Origin of the sequence: Acidiplasma sp. (assembly GCF_038728925.1) — an archaeon.
Taxonomy (GTDB): domain Archaea; phylum Thermoplasmatota; class Thermoplasmata; order Thermoplasmatales; family Thermoplasmataceae; genus Acidiplasma; species Acidiplasma aeolicum.
The window spans coordinates 26,465-45,097 of record NZ_JAVYSZ010000009.1; the positions used below are offsets into that span (position 1 = coordinate 26,465).

An 18,633-nucleotide genomic window follows, 5' to 3' on the forward strand; every position below is an offset into this window, starting at 1 on the left:
AATATAATTATATATAAGATTTTATGTTATAAGATATTTTTAATAATATTATGAATAACATATTTCTGTATACAATCATTTTTTATTTGATTATATCATAAAATAAAATATTTAATCAATTAATACAAAGCATTTTATGCATGTAATAAAAATCCGCCGTTTTGATTTTTGATATTTGTATCTCTCAATTAAAATAAAAATAGTATTATAAAAACATTGAATCAATTTGTCGCAATTGGTCTCAATACCAGCACTGCATCAGGAAAATCGAATTGTATCAAATGGAAAGAATAAAAACAATAGTTTTTATAAAAATATATTATAAGACTATTGGAGTTTTTGGGACAAAATGCGGGATTAATATTACAGGGAAAAAAATAAATTAATGAAAATTTGTTTGATTATTTATAATTTGCATTATTGTATTTTTGAATATATTTTTATTAATTCCCTGAAACCAAGGTTTTTATAAAAATTAATGGCCATTGTGTTGAGGGATGGAAATTCCGCAGTTACCATGTTAATTCCACGGTCATTGACAACATCTGTAAATTTATCGATAAACTCCTTGCCAATGCCCTTTGAACGGAATTCTGGAAGCACATAAATTTCCCTTATTCTGGCCTCATATTTTGGGTCATAATATATTCTGAATATTATATCAGAAATCAAAATTCCAACAATCTTTTTATTTGATTCTATTACCAGTGAAATATGATTATCACGGTCATTAACTATTTTTTTTAATTTTTCCCTGATCTCCTGCTCATTATTTGATGACACCCTTAATGCATAATCAAATTCTGAATTTAATCTCTTGAGTCTTAACAGCAAGTCCATTGCCTGATCTATATCATTATCTGTCATTTCCCTGATCTTATAATCCATTTACTCACCATCCTTTTCATTAAACAGCTTTTTATAGATTTTTCTGTTTGAACCGATTATTTCTGTTGCAGTTTTTAAAAATCCCTCACGGGAATCAGTTTTCCTTGCAAGGCCCTCATCCACAGTTTTCCTTGCAACTGTTGCCGCAACCTCCGGGAATAAATTAAGGTCATCCATTGTTGGAACTATTTTATCATATGATATGTCACTTACATAATCGGCAATTGCCTGAGATGCTGCAACCATGACCCTAAAATTAACACCCTTAGACCGTGCATCCAGAACACCCCTGAAGACACCCGGAAAAACAAGGCTGTTGTTTATCTGGTTTGGAAAATCGCTTCTGCCTGTTGCAACTATTCTGGCGCCGGCACTTATTGCATCCTGTGGCCATATCTCTGGCAGGGGGTTGGCAAGGGCAAAAACAATTGGATCCCTATTCATGGATTTTATCCAGTCTGTTTTTATTGTGCCAGGCTCGGATTTTGAAGCTGATATTATAATATCAGCACCCCTGAATGCATTATCTGTATTCCCCCTGATTCTTTCCCTATTTGTTTCAAGCGCAATGTGGTATTTCCAGGGATTTTTTAACATTAATGAATCTATATCCTCACGTTCCGGCTCCAGAATTCCATGGGAGTCTATAACAACCATATTTTCCTTTTTAAATCCTGCAGCCTCGAAGAGATATATTGCCGCAATGTTGGCCGCACCTGCACCATTAAATACAATCCTAACATCCTCCTTTTTCTTATTAACAAGCCTTAATGAATTAATAATTCCTGCAAGTGTTATTGATGCTGTTCCCAGCTGGTCATCGTGCCATACAGGTATATCCATCTGCTTCTGAAGATTTTCCAGCAGAAAGAAGCATCTTGGTGATTCTATATCCTCTAAATTATAGCCGCCAAAATAAGGCTCAATGGCCCTTGCAGCCGTTATAAACTCATCATTATTTTTAACATTTAACGGTATTGGTACAGCATTTACACCTCCCAGGTAATTAAAAAGCAGGGCCTTCCCCTCCATAACAGGTATGGATGCATGGGTTCCAACATTTCCCAGGCCTAATACCCTGGTGCCATCTGTTAGTATGGCAACCGAATTCCATTTGCCTGTTAATTCATAAACTAGATCATCATTATTCTTAATCTGCCTGGATACCTCCGCTATACCTGGTGTATAAAGGGAAGAAAAATCGTCAAGGCTGTTTATTGGAACCTTGGGCAGTATTCTTATTTTCCCCTTATATTTTCTGGATATTTCCATGGCAATCTTATTATAATCGCCAGTTTTTTCAGAATCCCTCATAATCATAAAAATATATATACAATTATTATTAAAACTTTACCTTTAAACATATAAACATTTACCGTAATTTTTGAGAAAAAAATTAAAAATTTAGCTATTTTTTAAATTTTTGTATATTTCCATTTTACAGCTGCAGTTTTCTATATTACACGAGTTTATGGTAAATTGCGGGCACATGTCAAGTTTATAAGGATATGAATTTTTAACAGCTGATTTTATATCCTCAATTTTAGTAAGGCATAAATTTATAAGTTTTTCATTATTAAATATGATCTCATGCACAATTACCGAATTGTTAAGTTTTGGGTAGACAATAATTATTAATCCAGAATTTATATTCCTTTTTGCGCATATTACAGCAAGCTCTGAATAGTATGTATCAGGTATATTGCTTGTATAAACAGAATTATTTATCTTTAGAATATATGGCACAATTGAGGTTTCATCGTAAATGTTTTTTATCAAATATTTTTCATAACCTGATAGCCCAAGTGTATTTACCGAATTTTTTAATGCATATTCCTGTGAGGATATTGCAAGTGCAGATGTTTCTATGGCATCCATCATAAAAAATTTTATATTATTCTTATCATAATTAAACGTTGATTTTAATCTATTCTCTACCTGTATCTCCCTGTCATTTCTTATCCTATGGTAATATCTCCTTGGATATATTAAATCGATGTTCCTTATATCCAGCCTTGTATTCTCAATGGAATAATTATTTAAACTATTCTCAAGTTCCCCATCCTCTGATATATTAATTGAATTAATTATCCATTTATCATCCTTCAATTTTAATTTACTGCAATTGCAGACATTATTTTCCTGAAAAGGGCATCCATGCGTAAAATAAGTGCATCTTGGAAAATTTGAAATATCATCATTATACAGGCCACGCTTTATTAAATCAATTCTGTAAACCATCTCATTTATTATATTATCCCTGTTTTTAATATGAATTTTATAGGCATAAAAATTTCCAGACGAGTAAAAAACAAGATAGTTTATGTCACTGTAATTTTTATTTAAAACTGAGTAAAATAACAGCTGCTCAAGGTCGGATAAATAATCTTTATAAAGGTCTTCAATTTCTATGTTTTCCCTGCTTTTAAGCTTAAATTCAATAACTGAATTATTTATCATAAAATCAATTCTGCCAACAACATTTAAATTAAGATGGGAGCCGTTCACAGGTATTTCATAACCCGAAAAACCATCCATCTGCTCGAACCAGCCCCTGGCCATGAAATGGTATTCCTCACCAAGCTTCATTCTTAAATATATGTCATTGCCAATTTCGATTTCCTTGTATTTTCTTGAATAATATGAATTGACTGGATTTATCAGGTCTGTTACATATAAGTAATCCGGAACATCAAAAGTTTTCTTTTTTATACTGTCCTCCAGTATTTTTGTTATATTATGATTAATATTGTCAGATATTATTGCCTCCTTAACACCCTGCAGAAGCTGCATAAACTTAAAGTGTTTAACTTATTAAAAACATTTCCTCATATTATTTAGAATATTTAATAAAATAACATTTTATATGAATATTTTATTATAATAATATGGATGGATATTATAGGGGAAATATAAATGATGTTAAAAGCTCTGAGGTAAAAATAGGCAATTCAAAGGATGCATACATACAGTGGCTTATCACGGACAGGCAGGAAAAATCTTATGCCATGAGAAGATTTATTATAAAACCAAATGGTATAATACAGATGCATTACCATGATTATTACGAAAGTTTATACATAATAAGGGGAAAGTGCATTGCCTGCGTTAACAATGATTCAATGGAATTAAAATCTGGAGATTTTATTTTTATAGATTCCAGATTTAAACATGAATTAATAAATAATGGCAGTGAGGATTTAGAATTTATTTGTGTAATAAATTATACAAAAAATATGGATATAATACCTGTAAATGATGAGTGCAGGGATAATGTTATTTAAAAATTAAATATTAAATGAACATTATTTTTATTAAAATTATTATATATCTTATTTAAGCCATGCACATAATTTAAATATTATTAAATACTTAAACAAACATGTATTTAATAAATGTAAAGACTAAAAGCAGCTGCAGCCTTTCTGAATCAACATATAATAATGATTCAAAAATAATACTATCCTTTGTGGGAAAGACAGGTAAATATTTTAATTCTATTTTCGGATACTTTGCAGTAAATGATGATTTTAAGGAAAAATATCATAAAGATTTTAATAAAATTAAATTCACTGCTGGAAAGAATTTTATAGCATTCAGTGGGAATAAAAGGGGCCATGGCATCATGAATGCAATTGCTGAAAATGATGCCATGCCAATTTTCCCCTTTTTTTCTTTCACAGGTCTTGAACATTATTTTATAGTTACATATGATAAAAATTCTATTGAAGGCATATTTAATTCAATATCAAAATCGCATAATAAAATAATAGAATACGATTACGTAAATCTAAAATCAGGGGATGGCATCCTTGATATTTCAAAAAAGATATATTCTATGGTTCACACATTAAAAATAACCGCACTGGAGAGAAAACTTATAAAGGAAGCACTTCAGAATGGATATTATGAATGGCCAAGAACATACAGCCTGCAAAACATAGCAGATGAATACGGACTCTCAAAGCCAACGGTTTTATTCCACATAAGAAATGCAGAAAAAAAGATAATTGAATCCATTCTGGACTGATTGACGGTATAATTAATATAAATTTATCATTTAAAATATTCATAAAAATATCTCAGGTTAAATTAATATATAAAATAATTATATTAAATTATCATGTCTGGGATATATGAGTGCCTGAAAAATGTCAAATGTAACCATCCGGAAAAACATCTTGGCATGCACTTTGAGAATGGAAGTTATGTTATAAGGGCATATCTACCAATAGCTGTTAATGCCTACGTAATTATTAATGATAAAAAATATAAAATGATTGAGACCGATAATAAAATATTTCAGGCCAATTTTAATGATAAGATTAATAAGTATATGATTTCATATACTGACAGTTCAGGTTATGAGCATAAGTATTACGATCCATATAACTTCAGGCCTGCAGTATCTGATTATGATATTTACCTTTTTAAGGAGGGCAAACTTTTTGAATCATATAAGACCTTTGGTTCACATTTAATTGAAATTGATGGGGTTTCTGGCTGCAATTTCACTGTTTGGGCACCCTCCGCCCTTTCAGTTTCAGTTGTTGGAAATTTCAACCACTGGACGCCCGGAATGCATCCAATGATTAACATAAATGACTCAGGCATATGGTCTATTTTTATACCAGGTATTTCAGAAAATGAGGTTTATAAATATGCAATAAATACAAGCAGTTTTGGGATTAAAATGAAAACAGACCCATATGCATTTTATACTGAAAAGAGACCAAGAACATCCTCAATAGTAATCGGCCATGATTTTAACTGGAATGACAGCGAATGGATAAATAAAAGAAATATTTTGGGGTACAATGATCCCGTATCAATTTATGAAATGCACCTTGGTTCCTGGAGGAAAAATGGCGATAAATATTACAGTTACAGGGAAATAGCACCAATGCTGATTGAATATCTTAAAAAAACCGGATTTAATTATGTAGAATTTATGCCATTAACTGAATACCCGCTGGATATATCCTGGGGATATCAGGCGGTTAATTATTATGCACCCACATCAAGATACGGCAGGCCGGAGGATTTAAAATACCTTATAAATGAACTGCACAGGAATGGCATTGGGGTAATACTTGACTTTGTTGCGGCACATTTTCCGGATGATGATTATGGATTATACATGTTTGATGGCACACACCTGTATGATTACGCAGATCCCAGAAAGGGAAGAACCCCGGACTGGGGAACAAATATATTTGATTTTGGCAAAAATGAGGTCAGGTCATTTTTAATCTCTGCAATTATGTACTGGATTGATGAATTTCATATAGATGGCATTAGGGTTGATGCGGTAACATCAATGATATATCTGGATTTCTCCAGAAAACCAGGGGAATGGATTCCAAATATATACGGTGGAAACATAAACCTTGAGGCTGTATCACTATTAACAGAGCTTAATTCAACGGTGCATGAAAAGTATCATGGGGTCATAACAGTTGCTGAGGAATCAAGCACATATAAGGGAATAACGTCAAGGTCTGGCATCGGCTTTGATTACAAATGGAATATGGGATGGATGCATGATACACTGGATTTTTTTCATACAGACCCGCTTTACAGGAAATATAACATTGGGAAATTAACCTTTACAGTAATGTATGCATACAGTGAGAGGTTTATACTGCCAATATCACACGATGAGGTTGTTTATGGCAAGGGTTCACTTTATCAGAAGATGCCCGGTGATTATAACCTAAAAATATCCAATATTAGATTATTTATGTCGTATATGTTTGCATATCCGGGCAAAAAATTACTATTCATGGGAAATGAATTTGCACAGAAGAATGAATGGGATTCAAATTCACAGCTTCAGTGGAATGCCATTGGAAAACCTGAGGAGGGTTTATTAAACCTGATTAATGACCTCAACAGTTTATATAAAGAATATGACGACCTCCATATAGATGAAAACTTTTCATGGATTGATTTTAATGATGTAAATAATACCGTGATCAGTTTTATGAGGGGAAATATAGTATGCATATTTAATTTTACACCTGTTGAAAGGGAAAATTATGCAATAGGTGTTGACAGTCCTGGAACATATACAGAAATTTTTAATAGCGATTCATCAAGGTACGGCGGTTCAAATCATATAAATAAAAATATAGAATCATGCAATTATTCAATGCATGGGAGAAAATATTCAATAGAGATAAATTTGCCACCATTATCAGCCATTTATCTGAGGAATGATGCGTTATGACGGCTCCAATTGCAATAGAGAATGTAAGGCCTGAAATTAACTGTGGAAGGTATCCGGCAAAAACAATAGAAGGACAGGATTTTTATGTCAGTGCCGAGATTTTTAAGAGCGGGCATGACCTTGTATATGCTGTATTAAAATACAGGAAAAAGGGTAAGAGAAGGTGGAATATAATCCCAATGGACTCAAATCCAAATGATATATTTACTGCAAAATTTAAAACGGATGGCATTGGTTTCTATGAATATACAATTGAGGCATGGAAGGATTCATACGGCAGCCTCCTGAAGGATATACAATCATGGTACAATGCAGGGGAAAATGTGGAGGAGGACCTAAAAGTTATCATGGAAATTATAAGATATTCTTATAATAATTCAAAGGGGGATGATAAAAAATTTTTAAGGTCAAGCATAAATGAATTTAAAAAATTAAATGTGGATAAAAAAATAGAGATGCTTAAGGATCAAAATTTTTCTGCCATAGTCAAAAAATATCAGAAAAAACCTGAAAAAACTGGTTACTGCAAAAATCTCGGGCTCATATCTGATCCAGTTTATGGTGGCTATGCCTCATGGTATGAGCTCTTTCCAAGGTCTCTTGGAAATGATGGCAGATCAGGAACGCTTAGGGATTTAATTAATCATTTAGGCTATGTAAAATCCATGAATTTTAATGTAATATATTTAACGCCAATACATCCAATTGGGATAACAAACAGGCGTGGAAAAAACGGTTCCAGAACTGCATCCCCTGGTGACCCTGGAAGCCCATGGGCAATAGGCAATTCCTCAGGGGGCCATTATTCAATTAATCCCGAGCTTGGTACCATGGATGATTTTGAAGACCTGGTAAAATCAGCCGAAAAACTCGGCATTAAAATAGCCATGGACATTGCATTTCAGTGTTCGCCCGATCATCCATATGTTCATGATCATCCTGAATGGTTTTACCACAGGCTTGATGGTTCCATAAGATATGCAGAAAATCCGCCAAAAAAATATTATGATATTTATCCTTTAAATTTTGAAATAAAAAATAAAAAGGCACTATGGAATGAGATGAGAAATATTATTATATACTGGATAAACCATGGCATAAGAATTTTCAGAATAGATAACCCGCACACAAAACCACTGGATTTCTGGGAATGGCTTTTAAATGAGATTAAGTCAAGGTATCCGGATGTTGTTTTTCTTGCCGAGGCATTTACAAAGGAGAACCTAATGTTTGAGCTTTCAAAGCGTGGATTTACAATGTCATACACATATTTTACATGGCGCGTTACGCCTGAAGAAATTACATCCTATTTTTCTGAATTAAATTCAGAACCATTAAATTACTTTTTCAGGCCAATGCTGTTTACCAATACACCGGATATTCTTGGAAAGGATCTATGGAAGGGAAGAAATGAATTTATCATAAGGGCGGTTCTGGCATCAACGCTATCGCCATTATGGGGCATTTACTCAGGATTTGAATTATGTGAAAATGATCATCTGGGGGATACTGAAGAATATTTAAATTCTGAAAAATATGAAATAAAACATAGAGATTTTGATTCTCCTGGTAATATCAAAGATATAATTTCAAAGCTTAATATAATAAGGGAGGAAAATCCTGCGTTAAAAACACATGGCAATATATATTTCTGTGAAACAACGAATAATTCCATACTGGCGTATGCACGATATTCTCAGGATTTTAAAAATATAGTTCTTGTGATACTAAATATGGATACTGATAATGTACAGTCTGGTTATGTAAGGGTTCCATTGGGGACGCTTAAAATTAATAATTATATTTATGATGCAGTTGATGTCCTAAACAACAATAAATATAAGTGGAATGGCGAATATAATTATGTCCGGCTTATTCCTGGAAAAAGGCAGGCACATATAATGGTGATAAAATGCTAGATGACGGCAATAAACTATGGTACAGGGATGCCATATTCTATGAGGTCCCTGTAAAATCATTTTATGATTCCAACGGTGATGGAATTGGCGATTTTAGGGGGCTCACAATGAAACTTGGTTACCTTAAAAACCTTGGTGTTGACGCTTTGTGGCTTTTACCCTTCTATAAATCGCCCCTTAAGGATGATGGTTATGATATATCAGATTACTATTCAATCCTACCAGAATACGGTACCATAGATGATTTTAAACAGTTTATAGAAACAGCGCACTCAATGAATATAAGGGTAATAGCCGATCTGGTTTTAAACCATGTATCAGACCAGCATCCATGGTTTGTGGAGGCCAGAAAAAGCAGGGACAGCCCAAAAAGAAACTGGTTTATATGGAGTGATACTCCTGATAAATTCAAGGAGGCCAGAATAATATTCATAGACACTGAAAAATCCAACTGGGCATATGACCAGGAATCGGGACAGTACTATTTCCACAGATTTTATTCATCACAGCCAGATCTTAATTATGATAATCCCGAGGTAAGGGAGGAGGTAAAAAAAATTATCAGGTACTGGCTGAACCTTGGCCTGGATGGCTTCAGGGCGGATGCCGTGCCATATCTTTTCAAGCGTGAGGGTACCAACTGTGAAAACCTTCCAGAAACACATAATTTCTTCAAGGAAATAAGAAAAATGATGGATAGTGAATATCCTGGAACAATACTTTTGGCCGAGGCGAATCAGTGGCCAACGGATGCAAGGGCATATTTTGGCAATGGGGATGAATTCCATATGGCATTTAATTTTCCATTGATGCCAAGAATTTTTATTGCACTTGCAAAAAGGGATTATTATCCGATAGAGGATATTATAAACCAGACGCTTCCGGTTCCAGATAACTGCGACTGGTGCACGTTTTTAAGGAACCATGATGAGCTCACACTCGAAATGGTTACTGATGCCGAAAGGGATATAATGTTCAGGGAATATGCCAAGCTGCCAAAAATGAGGCTTAATCTTGGAATCAGGCGCAGGCTTGCACCCCTTGTGGATAATGATATAAATACAATAGAACTCCTTAATGCATTAATATTCTCACTGCCTGGAACGCCAATTATATATTACGGTGATGAGATAGGCATGGGTGATAATATTTATTTGGGTGACAGAAACGGTGTAAGGACGCCCATGCAGTGGTCATATGATAGAAATGCTGGATTCTCAACCGCAGATTCCGAGGAACTTTACTCACCCGTCATTACAAATCCAAATTATAATTATGAGAGCGTAAATGTTGAGGCCGAGATGCGGCTGAATTCATCGTTATTAAAATGGATGATCAAAATAATCAATATAAGAAAGGATTACAAGGAACTTCTTGGCAGGGGGTCAATCAAATTTATAAATCAGAAAAACAAAAGGGTTCTTGTTTATATAAGGGAATATGAAAACCAGAGAATGCTATGCCTTTTTAACCTCTCCAGAAGTCCAACCTATGTTGAACTAGATTTGCATGAATATGCAGGATTGAAGCCAATAGAGGCCATAACAAAGGCAGCATTTCCAAGAATAGGTGACCTAAATTATTTCATCACAATGACCCCAAGGTCATTTTTCTGGTTTAATTTAATAGTGCCCGAACGCGACGATTCATTTGACCTGGTGGATGATTATGATCAATCCTGAATCAATCTTAAATAATGAGGTAATAAATTACATAAAATCACGGAGGTGGTTTTCAAATAAAAATGATGAAATTACAGGTGTAAGTGTTTATGATTCATTTAATGTTGATAATTTTCTACTTTTGATATTAAAATTCCAGACAAATATGGGCAGTTATCTTTATTATTTCCCTGTTAGCATAGGCTCCGGAGAAATTTTAATTTCCTGCCAGGATAACAATAAAATTTATGATGCATTTTATTCCAAAGATTATGCAGATGCCATTTTAAGGCTATTCATGTCTGAAACTGAATTAAAGGGAAAAAATGGCATTTTAGGATTCATAAAAACACAGTTTTTCAATTTTAACAATTCTAACAATTTTGCGACAATAAAGGCAGAACAGAGTAACAGTTCATTCATCATGGGAAATATAATCTGCAAAAATTACAGATTTCTTCAGTATGGTGAGAACCCTGATATAAGAATGTCTGTTGTATTGATAAAAAATGGATTTGATAATGTGCCTGCACCCATGGGATATGCCGTTTACACATCACGTTCCGGGAATATTTACTTAATAAATATATCAGAATATATTTATAATTCAATAGATTTATGGTCATATTCAAATAAAAAAATATCATCTATATGCAGTGAGGCCTCAGATTACAGTGAACTGGAGAAAAAAATAAAAGGTTTTTTAACTGGAATGGCAGGTGACCTTGGAACATTAACAGGAAGGATGCACAGGGTACTTTTTTATTCAGGTGAGGAGGATTTTATTCCGGTTCTGGCCACCATGGATGATTTTTATTCTGTTATGGAAGAAACAATTAATAATCTGAGAGAATCTGGACTTATAGAAGATAGCATTATAGAAAGTTTAAAAAATAAATTAAATATTATGATAAAAAGTCTCGATTACACCGGTATATATAAGATAAGGATACATGGTGATTATCATCTGGGCCAGATAATATATTCAGAAAAGTACTATGTTATTGATTTTGAGGGAGAACCCCTTAGAAAACTTTCAGAAAGATCCGTAAGGCAGATACCCCTGAGAGATGTTGCGGGCATGCTCAGATCATTGAGCTACCTTATTTATTCATCATCATGCATCAGGCCCGATGATATAAATGATATATTAGATAATGTTTCAGTAAAATTCCTAAATGCATATAAAAATGTGATATGCAGTATCGGTATTATGCCAGAGTATTTATTTAACTCCATTGACCTCTTTTTGCTTCAAAAAGCCTCATATGAACTATTATATGAAATTAAAAACAGGCCATCATGGATAGGCATACCGTTAAATGAAATTAAAAGAATTTATAAAAAGTTATGTCTTTAAAATAGTTTTCTCGCAGCGGTATCAAGCCCCTCAAACGTCATTGGGTGCTGGTGTGCCATCTCTGCAAAATCCCTTGCTGTAAGGCCATTTTTAACTGCAAGTGCTATTTCATTAATGACGTTCCCTGCATCGTTTCCTATTGCATAACCACCTATAATTTTCATACGTTTGTCAACAAGCAATGTTATTTCTCCGTACATTTCATCAAAGGCCTCGGCAAGTGTATCCTCCTTCAGATCATATTTAACCTCTGTGTATTCAATATTATTTCTTATGGCATATTCAGGTGTAATGCCAACATAGGACATCTGTGGTATGGTATATAATGTATACGGCACACTTAATGGGTCATAGTAATCAGTTAATTTTCCATCAGACATTATATTATGGGCCGCAACCAGGCTCTGGCGTTTTGCCGCATGGAATAACGGTGTAATGCCATTCACATCCCCTGTGGCATAAATATTTTTTATATTCGTCTGCATTCCAGAATTTACCTTTATGCCATGTCTATCATATACTATTCCAATTTTATCAAGTCCATCCGGGAAAACAGGTTCACGACCTGTTGCCATTATTACCGCATCAGCATAAATGCTCTCCCTGTTACCATTATCCTGTAACAAATTAACCTTATACCTTTCATTGACCTTTTCTATTGATTTAACCTCATTATTAAAATAAACATCCATCTCCGGCAGCAGGGGATAGAGCTTATCAATAATTTCCTTATCCATATCTATAAGAATTCTGTCCTTTACCTCAACCAGTTTTACCCTGGAACCAAGGATTGATAAAAATGATGCTGTTTCAAGGCCAATGTATCCGCCACCTATTATAACAACAGAATCGGGAATTTTTCTAAAACTTGGATTTATTCTGAATATATCACCACTTACATATGCATATTCCTTTCCTGGTATGTCTGGAACAAATGTATCTGTTCCAGTGCCTATTATTATATAGTCTGCACTGTAAAGCTTTTCCACGCCATCAGCATTAACCTTTACTGTATGTTCGTCAACAATGGACGCTGCGCCCTTTAAAAGCGTAACTCCTGAATTTTTAATCTCACGATCGTGATTGGCATATCTTATTTTCTGAACTGAATCCTTTCTTTCAATTATTTTTTCATAGTCAATATTAAAGCTATAAAATTTTTTAACTCTGGCGTAATTGTGCACGTTTTCAATGATTGTTTTTGATGGGACACATCCCTCTGAAAGACAGTTTCCAGATAGGACACCCTTTTTGTCGACCATTAACACACTGTAACCGGACTGGTCAAGCCTGAAGGCGGCAGGATAGCATGCCCCACCAGCACCTATTGTAATTACATCGTAATGTTCCATAACTTAAATATAATAGAACTATAAATAACATTTACCATAAAATTAAATTTATTTATTTTTTCCTCATTAATACACTTCCCATATCAGAAAATCCTTTGGATGTGTAATATACCCTGTGGCAGCTGGGGCAAACATACGCCTCAAAATCCCCTATATATTCATTATTTTGATGGTAGGGAGCATTCTTTAATTGCATATCAATATTGCAATGTGGGCAGACTTTTACATTATTTATTTCCATAATTTTTATAATATAATGAAAATACTTAATGTTTTTTTATTATAAAAAGTAAAAACATCTTATATACTTCATTCATACTTTTAAAAATGCTGGAATCCAAATCATTGGTTAAAAAATGTTTTACTGTTCTGGGGTATTAAATTCCAGTCCTTTATAAATCTGTTAACATTCATTAATGTTTCCGGGTGGTCGAGCATCTGCTTTAATACTCCATATGGTGCTGTAACAGCGTCAACACCTGCCATTCCGCACTCGATAATCTGAACTGGATTTTTAATTGCAGCCCCCATTATTTTTGTTTTCATATTATAATTATTAAACATGGTTCTTATTGTTTGAATAACCTTATATGAACTGTTACCTGAATCATCTATGCTGCTTAAATATACAGTTGAATATTCAGCATTATTTTTTGCTGCGGCCAAAGCCTGCAGAGGGGTAAATATTGTGGTTGCGTTAATTTTAATGCCCCTGGATCTTAATGAGGCCATTGCAGCCATCCCATTTTGTGTAACTGGAATCTTAACTATTACATTAAGTCCAAGAGAATGTATTTTCATCGCCTGTTTTAAAATGGTGTCGTATTCATCTGATGTTACCTGTATGTGCACCTCACCATTAACATGTTTTATAATATTGTTAATGATCCCCGCAGTATCATTATTGTCATCCACTTCCTTAGATAAGATTGACGGATTTGTTGTTATGCCATCCAGAATGCCGTAACGGGCTATATTATTTATTTCATCAATATTTGCTGAATCCAGAAATATTTTCATTGTAACCTAATTTACATACATAATTTATATTTAAGTGTTTATTATATTTTTATAAATAATTCATTGAATTTAAACTAAATTTTTCTTATAAAGCTTGAAGACCTTAAATATTTTAAAAATAGTTCCTGGTACAATGCAGCATTTTGGGATGGTTCAAAAACTTCATGATAATCCTGTTTAACGTCATGCCCCATTGATATTAGGGCAGCGCCGTATGCTGTGCTGTTCACATTGCCTAAATAAACAGTTTTATTGAAAACATCTGATATTATTTGAACCAGCAGTTTGCTTTCTGCACCACCACCGGATATTACTATTTTTTCTGCCCCCTGATTCATCTCTTTATATACATGTTTTAAATTAAATGCTATGCCCTCCATTACAGACCTTATTATGTCATTTCTGCTGCTGCCTGAACTAATGCCGGAGAATGATGCACGAACGGTGCTTGAATTAAATGGTGATCTCTCACCGTTAAGGTATGGAAAAAATAGAATGCCATTGCTTCCAGGGTCTGAAGACATGGCGAGTTTCTCTGATTCCTTATAACCTAAATTTAAAATGCTATTTATCCATTTTAATGATAATGCACCTGACTGTGTTACACCCATTAAATGCCATTTATTTTTTTGTGCATGGCAGAATAAATGCAGTGAATTATTTTTGGGAATTTTATATTCCTTTAAAAGCTTAAAAACGACACCGGATGTGCCAAGTGTTATACCGAGGTCATTTGGTCCAAGCCCCATCCCTATGGCAGATGCCTCCTGATCACCTGCACCGGCCCTTATTTCTATTCCATCATAATATGAATCAGTATCGTATGATTCATTTAAATCCCCGAATATTTCTGGATATATGTCTAAATGTTCAAATATCCGGGTCCATGATCTTTTTTTAACATTTAAAAGATATGTGCCTGATGCATCAGTTACATCTATGGATTTTTTCCCTGTTAAATAATATTTAACAAAATCCTTTGCTATAAATGCATTTTTCATCTTTTTAAAATTTTGTTTTTCATTATATTTTATCCATAAAAGTTTAAGCAGGCTGAAATTTGAGAGTGGGTAATTTCCAGTTTCATTAATTAAATTTTTTAACCCATATTTTTTGATAAGAAATTGTGAGTATTTATATCCTCGGAAATCTGACCATAAAATGGCATTTCTCACTGGCTTTTCGTAGTCGTCTGTTATTACAAATGTGTGCATCTGGCCTGTAAAGGCCATTGATTCTGGCCTTTCAGGCAGTGATTCCATGATTTTTTTAAATCCGTTTATCCAGTCATATGGGTTTTCCTCTGCATAACAATTATTAAAATAAATCTTATAATCTATTGATTTTTCAAAAATTATGTTTCCTGAACTGTCAATCATAACTGCCTTTATTGCATTTGTACCCACATCTATGCCGAGATAAGACATTTATGAATTTAATATATTTTTTTATATAAACTTATTTAATAAATCTGGTTTAAAAATTTAATGAATCTATAAATCAACTATAGTTTTAATATATTTTGCATACTCACCGTTTTCAAGGTAATCAGGAAGCTGTTCCAGGCCTATGTGTTTTTCTGTAAGAGGTTTCATCCTTTCACGGTATTTTTTTATTATGCTAATGGCAGTTTCAAATGTATTCCTGTATCTAAAAATCCCATGAACAGTGATCTCATTTGATGTTATTTTTAAATTGTTTAGGCCATCTTCATTACCCATTCCAATCAGAAAAATGTCACCGCCCCTTTTTACATGTTCAAGGGCAAATTCTGAGGCAAATCCACTGCATTCAAAAACAGCATCAAATTTGTCCCTAATTTTATCATTCAAATAGGCATTAAAGCCACATTTACTGGCATAATCCATCTTTTTTGGATCCACATCACTTAATGTTACACTGGCACCACTTGATTCCGCAACAAATGCAGTCAATATACCAACGGAACCGGATCCTGTAATGAGTACAGAATCACCGGGTCCTATAAGGGACTTTCTTACTGCGTAAACACCAACAGACATTGGCTCTGCAAGGCTTGCCTCTGAGGTTGAAAGCCCTTTAGCATTATAAACAAAGCCCTCAGGATGAACAATATATTCCCTCATTGAACCATCAACCGGAGGTGTGGCAAAGAATTTAATATCGGAACATAGATTGTATCTTCCAGATCTGCAATAAATGCATTTCCCGCATGGTATTCCGGGTTCTATGGCAACAACATCACCACGTTTAATATTATCACCATCAGATTCTGCTATTCCTCCAGTTTCATGGCCAAGTATCATTGGGGATTTTAAAATAAAATCACCAATCCTTCCACTGGAATAATAATGAACATCAGAACCACAGATACCCACTGATTTTACCCTTATCTTTACATATCCATCCGGTACATAATCCGGGTTCTTTATATCCCTGATTTTTAAATTTTTTTGGGACTCCAGTATTGCCGCCCTCATTATTTTATATTTTTTTATATTTATTAAATATTTTTCTACAGAAAAATTCATGGATAATTCCATGAATTAAATTAAAATTTTATTATTATATATTGTGAGTTTTAAGGATTTTCATATAAATTTTACGATATATTGAAATAAAAAAATTAAATAAATCTTTAAATATAATTTCAGTTAACTTCTATAATATCTCTAGATTATATAATTTTTTGAGTATTAATTAATAAATTTTTTATATGATGATTTATTATATATTTATGGATTACCAGTTTTTGGATGATAGAGTTACGGATAAGTTCCAGAAAAAACTTTCAGTACTGGCTGCAGTTGGTCCTTTTACAGATGGTTTCAATGAATTTGGTGCATCAACGGCATTACTGGCAATTGCAGTTTTATTCCATCTATCAGCAATCATGTCTTCACTAATACTTGCATCATACTGGATAGGTGTTGGCGCCGGAGGAATGATAGGTGGCATATTTTCTGATAAAATAGGCAGAAAAACACTGTTTGTATATGATACAATAGGCATGGGCGTATTTGCACTGATCAGTGCCATATCATTTTCAGGCACATTCTTCTTTTTCTCCAGGCTTTTACTGGGTTTCTTTATAGGCATAGACTATGTTGCTGCCCTACCGTTAATATCTGAATACTCACCCATAAAAGATCGTGGAAAGCAGTTATCATTTCAAAAATTCTTTTTCACACTTGGAGCCTTACTGGCAATAGGCGAGGGCCTTGCATTAACAGTACTTGTTGGTGTTTATCTTGCATGGAGATACATATTTATAACTGCTGCCATACCAGTATTTATATTATTCTTCCTGAGAAAATCAATGCCAGAAAGCTTAAGATGGGCAGTGGAAAATGGAAAAGAAGAGCGTGTTAAAAGTATTAAAAAGAGGCTCAATAATTACGGAATAAAGGTAAACGTCGATAAGAATGACCTTGGCGAGGAGACATCCATAAAGGATAATATAAAGAAATTCTTTTCAAGGCCAAATGCCAGGGCATTAATTTACATATTCTGGCTTGGAACAGCCTATTCAATGACCATTAACCTGGTTTCTGTTTATGAACCAAAATTTCTTAGTGATCTTGGCGCGACATCCACCTTATCATTACTTGGTTCTGTTATAAGTGCAGCCCTTGGACTCTTAGGAACCTTTATTGTTATGATCACAGTAGATAAAATCGGAAGAAAAAACATTGGCGTCGCTGGATTTATATTAAGCTCCATACCCATGGGAATAATGTATGTGGCATTTACACTTCATTTTGCCACCCTTCCACTTATAATGTCAATGTTTGCGATATTTTATTTTATTAACGTTGGAACAATAGGTACCCTTCAATATGTTCCTGCTGCCGAACTTGGAGGTACAAGAAACAGAGGATTATCAATGGGATGGGACAAATTATGGGAGTTCCCAACAGCGGCTGGTGCCTTTGCACTATATGCCTTTTTGGGCCCGATTAATTCGGTGCTTTTCGATACAATAATGCCGGTAATAGCAGGTATAATACTTTACATACTTGCAATAGAAACAAAGGATAAATCTCTTGAATATATAGAGGATGAGACAATAAACGAAAATGAGGAGGCATACACGTTCAAAGATGTGGAAGAAGAATAAATTTTTTTATTTACTTTATTTACCAGGTTCCAGTATTAATACTGTTTATGGTCATGCCCGTGTATAATATTTTGTGTATTTATTTAGGGTACCTACTTTTTG

The 18,633-nt window shown here is 33.8% G+C and carries 15 protein-coding genes; 7 read left to right on the plus strand and 8 right to left on the minus strand.

All coding sequences use genetic code 11. From position 1 onward, the window contains the following. Positions 1-417 precede the first annotated feature (417 nt). From QXW15_RS04855 to QXW15_RS04865, 3 genes are all read right to left on the minus strand, one after another. Positions 418-888 carry a GNAT family N-acetyltransferase gene (locus QXW15_RS04855; RefSeq protein WP_048101280.1) on the minus strand — a complete coding sequence of 157 codons (471 nt, stop codon included), beginning with the start codon at positions 886-888 and terminating at the stop codon, positions 418-420. Further along, a complete protein-coding gene (locus QXW15_RS04860) occupies positions 889-2,208 on the minus strand; it encodes an NADP-dependent malic enzyme (protein WP_055032577.1) in 1,320 nt (439 codons plus the stop codon). 84 nt (positions 2,209-2,292) lie between these two features. Further along, a complete protein-coding gene (locus QXW15_RS04865; protein ID WP_287954358.1) occupies positions 2,293-3,681 on the minus strand; it encodes a hypothetical protein in 1,389 nt (462 codons plus the stop codon). A 95-nt stretch (positions 3,682-3,776) separates the two neighbouring features. Here QXW15_RS04865 and QXW15_RS04870 point away from each other — a divergent pair, with 95 nt between their 5' ends. From QXW15_RS04870 to QXW15_RS04895, 6 genes are all read left to right on the plus strand, one after another. Further along, positions 3,777-4,172: a cupin domain-containing protein gene (locus tag QXW15_RS04870; protein ID WP_055032579.1), complete on the plus strand. Its 396-nt coding sequence runs from the start codon at positions 3,777-3,779 to the stop codon at positions 4,170-4,172. Between the two features lie 98 nt (positions 4,173-4,270). Further along, positions 4,271-4,918, plus strand: a complete 648-nt coding sequence (locus QXW15_RS04875) for a helix-turn-helix domain-containing protein (RefSeq protein WP_342790048.1) — start codon at positions 4,271-4,273, stop codon at positions 4,916-4,918. A 93-nt stretch (positions 4,919-5,011) separates the two neighbouring features. Further along, the gene (gene glgB / locus QXW15_RS04880) at positions 5,012-7,120 is read left to right on the plus strand and encodes a 1,4-alpha-glucan branching protein GlgB (RefSeq protein WP_055032580.1); all 2,109 of its coding nucleotides are present in this window, start codon (positions 5,012-5,014) and stop codon (positions 7,118-7,120) included. Then, positions 7,117-9,039: an alpha-1,4-glucan--maltose-1-phosphate maltosyltransferase gene (locus tag QXW15_RS04885; RefSeq protein ID WP_342790049.1), complete on the plus strand. Its 1,923-nt coding sequence runs from the start codon at positions 7,117-7,119 to the stop codon at positions 9,037-9,039. The genes glgB and QXW15_RS04885 overlap by 4 nt, the downstream gene beginning before the upstream one ends. Further along, positions 9,033-10,721, plus strand: a complete 1,689-nt coding sequence (gene treS / locus QXW15_RS04890) for a maltose alpha-D-glucosyltransferase (protein ID WP_054963950.1) — start codon at positions 9,033-9,035, stop codon at positions 10,719-10,721. The genes QXW15_RS04885 and treS overlap by 7 nt, the downstream gene beginning before the upstream one ends. Then, a complete protein-coding gene (locus QXW15_RS04895) occupies positions 10,708-12,060 on the plus strand; it encodes a hypothetical protein (RefSeq protein ID WP_342790051.1) in 1,353 nt (450 codons plus the stop codon). Before treS ends, QXW15_RS04895 begins: the two co-directional genes overlap by 14 nt. Here QXW15_RS04895 and QXW15_RS04900 read toward each other — a convergent pair. The 5 genes from QXW15_RS04900 to QXW15_RS04920 all read right to left on the minus strand — a co-directional run bounded on the left by QXW15_RS04900 (position 12,057) and on the right by QXW15_RS04920 (position 16,942). Beyond that, positions 12,057-13,412 (minus strand): dihydrolipoyl dehydrogenase, encoded by a 1,356-nt coding sequence (locus QXW15_RS04900; protein ID WP_342790052.1) that lies wholly within the window; start codon positions 13,410-13,412, stop codon positions 12,057-12,059. The two genes, QXW15_RS04895 and QXW15_RS04900, sit on opposite strands and share 4 nt — an antisense overlap. 52 nt (positions 13,413-13,464) lie before the next feature. Next, positions 13,465-13,653 (minus strand): hypothetical protein, encoded by a 189-nt coding sequence (locus QXW15_RS04905; RefSeq protein ID WP_048101290.1) that lies wholly within the window; start codon positions 13,651-13,653, stop codon positions 13,465-13,467. Between the two features lie 101 nt (positions 13,654-13,754). Further along, the gene (locus tag QXW15_RS04910; RefSeq protein ID WP_048101291.1) at positions 13,755-14,432 is read right to left on the minus strand and encodes a transaldolase family protein; all 678 of its coding nucleotides are present in this window, start codon (positions 14,430-14,432) and stop codon (positions 13,755-13,757) included. Positions 14,433-14,506: 74 nt separating this feature from the next. Beyond that, the gene (locus QXW15_RS04915; RefSeq protein WP_052656710.1) at positions 14,507-15,859 is read right to left on the minus strand and encodes a xylulokinase; all 1,353 of its coding nucleotides are present in this window, start codon (positions 15,857-15,859) and stop codon (positions 14,507-14,509) included. 66 nt (positions 15,860-15,925) lie between these two features. Then, the gene (locus QXW15_RS04920; protein WP_169749781.1) at positions 15,926-16,942 is read right to left on the minus strand and encodes an alcohol dehydrogenase catalytic domain-containing protein; all 1,017 of its coding nucleotides are present in this window, start codon (positions 16,940-16,942) and stop codon (positions 15,926-15,928) included. Between the two features lie 206 nt (positions 16,943-17,148). Between QXW15_RS04920 and QXW15_RS04925 the strand changes: the two genes are divergently transcribed. Then, complete coding sequence (locus QXW15_RS04925; RefSeq protein ID WP_342790054.1) at positions 17,149-18,531, plus strand: MFS transporter; 1,383 nt, start codon at positions 17,149-17,151, stop codon at positions 18,529-18,531. Positions 18,532-18,633: the final 102 nt, after the last annotated feature.